Source organism: Corallococcus sp. CA047B (assembly GCF_003612065.1).
In the GTDB taxonomy this organism is placed as follows: Bacteria; Myxococcota; Myxococcia; order Myxococcales; family Myxococcaceae; genus Corallococcus; species Corallococcus praedator.
In genome coordinates this window covers 1-6,285 of record NZ_RAWD01000441.1, presented here as the reverse complement: position 1 = coordinate 6,285, position 6,285 = coordinate 1, and the positions used below count along the sequence as shown (strand labels likewise).

The 6,285-nt window shown below is 71.0% G+C and carries 5 protein-coding genes; 3 read left to right on the top strand and 2 right to left on the bottom strand.

All coding sequences use genetic code 11. The features are described 5' to 3' along the window. The 3 genes from D7X74_RS38315 to D7X74_RS38305 all read left to right on the top strand — a co-directional run. Nucleotides 1-549: S16 family serine protease (locus D7X74_RS38315; RefSeq protein ID WP_304984947.1), on the top strand; the 549-nt coding region annotated here is incomplete at its 5' end. Then, nucleotides 546-2,831 carry a DnaJ domain-containing protein gene (locus D7X74_RS38310; RefSeq protein WP_120537911.1) on the top strand — a complete coding sequence of 762 codons (2,286 nt, stop codon included), beginning with the start codon at nucleotides 546-548 and terminating at the stop codon, nucleotides 2,829-2,831. The genes D7X74_RS38315 and D7X74_RS38310, both read left to right, overlap by 4 nt. After that, a complete protein-coding gene (locus D7X74_RS38305) occupies nucleotides 2,828-4,606 on the top strand; it encodes a lipopolysaccharide assembly protein LapB (protein ID WP_147446831.1) in 1,779 nt (592 codons plus the stop codon). Before D7X74_RS38310 ends, D7X74_RS38305 begins: the two co-directional genes overlap by 4 nt. 39 nt (nucleotides 4,607-4,645) lie before the next feature. Here D7X74_RS38305 and D7X74_RS38300 read toward each other — a convergent pair whose 3' ends face one another. Further along, the gene (locus D7X74_RS38300; protein ID WP_120537909.1) at nucleotides 4,646-5,290 is read right to left on the bottom strand and encodes a ribonuclease HI family protein; all 645 of its coding nucleotides are present in this window, start codon (nucleotides 5,288-5,290) and stop codon (nucleotides 4,646-4,648) included. 30 nt (nucleotides 5,291-5,320) lie between these two features. After that, the gene (locus D7X74_RS38295; protein WP_120537908.1) at nucleotides 5,321-6,058 is read right to left on the bottom strand and encodes a zinc ribbon domain-containing protein; all 738 of its coding nucleotides are present in this window, start codon (nucleotides 6,056-6,058) and stop codon (nucleotides 5,321-5,323) included. Nucleotides 6,059-6,285: the final 227 nt, after the last annotated feature.

Genomic DNA, 6,285 nt, shown 5'->3' with positions numbered 1-6,285 from the left:
GTGCTGGGCTGGCACCCGCGCGGGGGACATGTCTCTCCATTGGAGGCCGTAGCGGTGCCGGGCCGGGGCGTGTTGCGTTGCAGTGGCCGCGTGGGACCGGAGGGACAGGAGGCCGCGGACGTCGCTTTCAGCGTGCTGCGTGCTCGCGCGCCCGTGCTGGGCCTGGGCGAACTCGTGGCCCGCTACGACCTGCACCTGCACTACACGGACACCGAGGTGGGCAAGGACGGACTGTCGAGCGGCCTCGCGATGGCGCTCGCGGGCCTGTCCGCCTATGCGCAGCGCCCGCTTCCCGCGAGGCTGGCGGTGACCGGCGAGGTGACGCTGTCCGGCGAGGTGCGGCCCGTGGGCGGCGTGCACGAGAAGCTGGTGGCCGCGTACCTGGAGGGCATGCGGATCGTGGTGCACCCCCGGCGCAATCTTCAGGAAGTGGCGGCGCTGCCGCCCGAGGTGACCGGGCGCCTGCGTCTGGTCGCGGTGGACACTTTGGATGAGGCGTGGCGGGTCGTGCGTGCGACCGTCGACGCGCCGGGAGCAACCCGACGGTGAGCAGCGAACCGCAACAGAACCCCTATGCCGTGCTGGGCGTCCCCCGCGACGCGGATGCCCGCACCATCAAGAAGGCCTACTTCGACCTCGTGCGACAGAACCCCCCGGAGACCCATCCGGAGGTGTTCAAGCGCCTGCGCGAGGCCTACGAGCTGCTCTCCGACGCGGAGGCGCGCCAGGCCTGGGACGCCACCGCGGACGTTCCGCTGGAGGGGTTGGCGGCGGAGCAGGCCGCGTGCATGGCGGAGGCCGTGGAGCAGTTCAACGCGGACAACCACGCCGCGGGCCGCAGGGTGTTGAACACCTTCCTCGCCGAACATCCCGAAGCGCACGAGGTGCGCACCCTGCTGGGGAAGAACCTCCTGTTCGAAGGCTATCCCCCCGAAGCGCTCGTGGAGTTCGACCGGGTGCTGGAATTGCGTCCCCAGGACTGGCAGGCGCGCCTGCACCGGGGCTGGGCGTTGCAGCGTCTGGAGCGCCTGAAGGAAGCGGCGGATGACTACTGGCGGGCCGGAAAGCTGGGCCCCACCGAGCTGGTCCCCCGCGTCGCGCTGGCGGACTGTCTGGAGCAGATGGGGCAGGTCAAGGACGCGCTCGGCGTGCTCGCGGAGGCGCGGACCCTGACGGGCCTGCGGCCGATGGACGTGCTCTCCCTCACGGTGCGGCGTGCCGCGACGATGCTGGAGCACGGCTTCAATCCAGAGGCGGTGCAGGAGCTGGATTCGCTCGAAGTGGACGTGCCCGCGAACGCGGATCCGGAGCTGCGCCGGTGGACCGCGGGCCAGTTGTCCTCCGCCGCCGCGACCCTCTTCGCCCAGCAGCGCTCGGAGGCCGCCAACAAGCTGCTCGAGCGCAGCCAGCGCTTCAACCCCACCAGCGCCACCGAGGGCGTCTACCCGGTCCGCGTCGACCTGGACGTGGCCGCGCTGTCGGAGGGCGCCCGGCAATGGCTGCGCGCGGAGGCCGACCGCCACGACGGAGGACGCACCCTGAAGACGTGGGCCCTCCCCGCTGCCGTTTCGGCCGGGCTGGCCCTGGTGACCCTCTTCTTCCTCGTCGACTGCTTCCGCGCGCCCGAAACGCGCACGGTGGTGGACTGGGTGTGTCGCGCGGTCTTCGCCGCCGGCCTCGCCGCCGCCACCCTGTACGCGGCGCGTGTCCTCCTGCGCTCCATCAGCAGTCCCTTCGGCAGCTTCCACGTCGTCCACCCGCTGCACCTCGTCCAGGTGCAGCGTGATCAGCTCACCGTGTGGCCGCTCGTGCACCTGAACGACATCCAGTTGATGGACCACCACGACAACGGCCGCTACACCCATACCTCCCTGGACATGCGCTTCAGCCGGATGCGCCTGGTGCTGCGGGTGCGCGGCAAGCCGCAGGCGGAGGCGCTCGCCCAGGAGTTGTCGGGGCGCCGCCGTCGCGTGCTGGAGCTGCTCAATCGCGGGATGCTCGATGCCGAGAGCGGCGTGGAGCACCTGCCCGCGGCGCTGCTGGCGCGTGGCGCGAAGGGCCGCCACGTGCACGCGGAAGGAAAGCTCCCGTCATGGGTCGGCCTGGGCGTCGCGGCCGCCGTCGCAGTCCTGGTGGTGTGCGCCTCCGTCGTGCCCCAGCGGAGCGCGGTGGACGCGCGTGCGTGGGGGCTGGCCCTCAACGTGCGCGACCTGGGCCCCACGCTCGCCTTCCTGCGCGACCGGCCCGATTCCAACTTCGCGCCCCAGGCCCAGGCCCGCCTGGACGCGGAGCTGGCCCAGGCCCGTGCTCGGATGGAGACACGGCTGGACGCGGGCAGCGGCACGGCCGCCTCCATCCCGTTCTTCTCCAGCCTCCTGGACGCCGTGGCCCGCACGCACAGCCGCCGCGTATCCGTGGAGTGGCTGGGCCTGGAGAAGTCGGACGCCCGGCCGGACCTGCTCGTGACCGCCTGGCAGCGGATGGCGGATGAGGCGCTGGGCAAGGACGTGCTGTTCATGGACTCGGTCCGGGCCGCGGGCCGCGAGGGCCCCCCCGCGGCCAGCTTGCGCGTGCGTCAGCAGGTGCGCCCCCTGCCCGCGAACGGGACGGATGAGGCGCCGGTCGAGCTGCTCTGGGCGGTGACGACAGAAGGGCTTGGCTCTTCTGTCGCATCCCTGGCGCTCACGGCCAGGGGAGTCTCCGCGGAGGATCCGGCCGCGTCCGAAGCGCTCCTTCACGCCTGGGTGGAGCGCTGGCATCTGCCCGGCACCGGCACGCGCCGGCCGTTGTTGTTCACGAACTCCCTGCTCGCCCTGGAGGCCTCTCCGTGAAGCCCTCTCCGACTTCGCTCTGGAGCGACGTCCTCGTGATTCTCGGGATGGTGGGACTCCCGCTCGTCCTGGTCCTCATGGGCCCGGGCGTGAAGCGCTCGGAGTCCGTGCACTTCGTCAACGGCCTGGATGTGCCCGTCCAGATTGTCGCCGGTGACAATCGCTTCGACGTGCCCGCCGAAGGACGCATCAAGCGTGAGATCCGCCGGGGGTTGGTGGACGTGGACGTGAGCGCCAAGGGCGTCTCCCTGGTCCACGACACCCTGTACGTATCCGGGGACAAGGATGTCCGCGTCTACAACGTGCTGGGCGCGGCGCCCCTCTTCATGGATGCGGTCCGCTACACCAGCTCGAGCGCGAAGAACGTGAATGCGCCGGAGCGCTTCCCTCAACCCCTGGGCGGCACGACGTTCCAGGAGTTCGACCACGTGGACTACGCCTTTGTCGAACCCCCCAGGTCGCTGTCCGTGGACGAGCGCCAGAGCGGCTCCATCAGCCGGAGCCACCTGGGCGTGCTGCCGGGGGGCTGGAAGATGACCCTGCGCTTCCTGCTGGCGGGCAACCGTCCGGCCGAGGCGGGCCGGGTGGCGCAGGCGGTGCTGCGCGCGAGGCCCGACGCCCCGGAGCTGAGCGAGGCCGCCTCCCTGGGGATGATGGCGCTCGAGCAGACGGAGGGCGTCCTCGCGGCGACGGCCATCGCACGCGAGTGGCGCGATGCGAACCTGGAGGACTTCGACGCGCACCGGCTCTGGGCGCGCCAGATGCGGCGCACCGGTCGCAACGAGGAGACGCGGGCGTACTACGCGCGCGCTCTCTCCCAGGCTCCTGACTCGATGCTCCTGGCCACGATGCTCGCGCGCACGGAGCCAGGTCCCGAGGCGACCGCGCGGCTCGAGACGCTGCGGCGCGCCCACCCGGAGTCGCCCCTGCCGCGTTGGGGGCTCAGCCTGCGCTACCTGCGCGAGAATCGCTGGGCGGAGGCGCTCGTGCTGCTGGACGCGATGGAGCAGGAGGAGACGCACTACGACATCTTCCTGGAGGAGCACCTCCGGGCCCTGACCGCGCTGGGCCGCCGTGAGGAAGCGGTGAAGCGATTCTCCCAGCGGTTGTTCGAGGACGAGAAGGCGTCGGTCGGCTGGCGGGATGTGCTCCTGTACGCGCGGCTGCTCGGACGCGGACCGAACGATGCCGGGGCCAAGGACCTGCAGAAGCTCATCGCCCGCGCGGTGGAGGGGCGGAGCGAGGAGCTGCTGCGCGCATGGCTCGAAGCCTCGCTCGGCGAGTCCAAGGTCCGCGCCCTGCCGGCTGGCTTGGATGTGAACAATGCCTCCGTGGTCGCGGTGCGGGTGCTGACCGCGCTCGCCAAGAGCCCCGAGTCCGCCGCCCGCGTCTGCGCCACCGCCAACCGGGCGGGCTTCAGCCAGGTGGGGACCGAGGCCGGGCTCCTGCTCGCCGGAGAGTTCGAGCGGCTCGGCGACTCCGCCCTGGCCGCGAAGACCCTGGAGGCGACGGGGTTGGAGCTCACCTTCGAGGAGCTGCGGGACACGGTGCACGGCGCGCGGACCGTCGAGTCCCTGGCCGCGTTGGACGGGGCGGAACGTGCCGCGCTCCATCTCGTCGTGGCACGAAGGCTCGAAGCCAGGGGCGCCAACGCGCAGAAGGCCTATGCGCTCGCGAGGCAGGAAGCGGTGTTGCCCGGTCCGGTCACCACCGCGCTCGCGCGCTGGCCTGTCCCGGTGGCTTCCGGAAGCGTGGCGGGGGTCGGTACGCCTTGAGGAGGCAGGGCGCTTCGGCGGAAAACGACCGCGGACGGACTACAGCCGCTCGTCGATGGCGCGGTTGCTCATCTCATCCGCCTCGGCGTTCTGCGCTCGGGGGACGTGGGCGAGCTTCACCTTGCTGAACGTCTTGAGCAGCTTCTGCGCCTCCTGGAAGAGGGGCTTCAGCGTGGCGCTCTTCACCTGGTAGCGCCCGTCCAGCTGCCGGATGAGCAGCTCGCTGTCGGCGTACACCTCCACCTCGCGCGCGCCCAACGTGCGTGCGTGCTGGAGCCCCAGCAGCAGCCCCATGTACTCGGCGTGGTTGTTCGTCTGGTGCCCCAGGAACTTGCCCAGGCGCGCAATCACCGCGCCCTGCGTGTCCATCAGCACCGCGCCCGCGCCCGCGGGGCCCGGGTTGCCGCGCGCCGCTCCGTCCGAATAGACGCGCACGCGGTTCAGCCCGCTGCCCGGGGGGATGGGCGCGGCGGACTCCACGGTGGGGGAGGGGGCCGCCGCCGGCTCCAACACGGGCTCGGAGGCGGCCGACACGGGCGGGCCCTGGGCCAGCGTGTCGGCGGCCTCGGCCAGCAACTGCCCCAGGTGTTCGCGGGTGAGCCCGCGAAAGGCGCGCACCGTCGCCGTCAGCGGCTCCTCACGCGCGATGTGACGGAGGAGGTCGACGAGCGAAGGGGGCGGCATGGGCTGAAGCGACCTACGACGACCGCGCCGCTACTTCGCGGCGGAGTCCGGGGCCTTTTCCTGCAGCGCTTCGATGGCGAAGATGATGCGGTTGCACGAGGGGCACACGTCGGTGCCCAGCGAGGTGCGCAGCGCGTTGTACATCTGCGGGGGCAGGTTCATGTTGCAGCCCTGGCAGGTGCCGGCCACCACGCCCACCATCGCGGGCAGCTTCTTCTTGCGGATGACCTCGTAGCGGCGCAGCAGCGTGCCGTCCACGTTCGCGGCCACGTTCGCGCGGCGACCTTCCAGCTCCTTCACCTGGGAGTCGGACTCGCCCAGCTTCCCGCGCAGCTCCGTCATCCGTCCCGACAGGCCCTGCAGCTTGGTGGCGTACTCCGCCTCCTTGCCCTTGATGGCCTCGCGAGCGCCGCCCAGCTCCTTCACCTTCTCCGTGAGCGCCTCGGACTGGGTGAGGATGCCCTTCTTCGCGATATCGATTTCGCGAGCGAGCGCCGAGTACTCACGCGTGGAGCGCTGGTCGGACAGGCGCGCTTCCCACTTCTTCACCTTGTCCTTCTCGTCCGTGATGTTCTGCTCGAGCAGGGCCTTCTGCTTCTCCAGGTCCGCCACGCGTGTCCGCTCGGCTTCGATGCCGTTGCGCGCGACGCCCAGCTCCCGCTCCAGATCGGAAATCTGGCGGGGATGCACATCCGCCGCCTTCCGGAGCGAGGCGACCTCGAGGTCCACCTTCTGCAGCTCCGCCAGGGCCTTCAGTTTCTCCCGCAAGTTTGCTGCCTCCCAACACGGCCGCACCGACGCGCGGCGCGACTCTTGTACCAACAAGGGTGCTGGGGTTCCAACGCCCAAATGGGCGACCTTCCATCCCTGCGCTTTCCGCCTGCCCCTCCAGCGTTTGAATCCGCTTCACGCACCCGTTAGACGGGGACCGTGTCCCCAACGCCCTTGCGAACCCTCCTGGCCCCTGTCCTCCTGCTCGCCGCCACCGTCGACAC

What these genes read in the sequence shown, in the direction of transcription:
- D7X74_RS38300 (WP_120537909.1), bottom strand. Translation starts at nt 5,290, where the DNA reads ATGCCGCCCCCTTCGCTCGTCGACCTCCTCCGTCACATCGCGCGTGAG.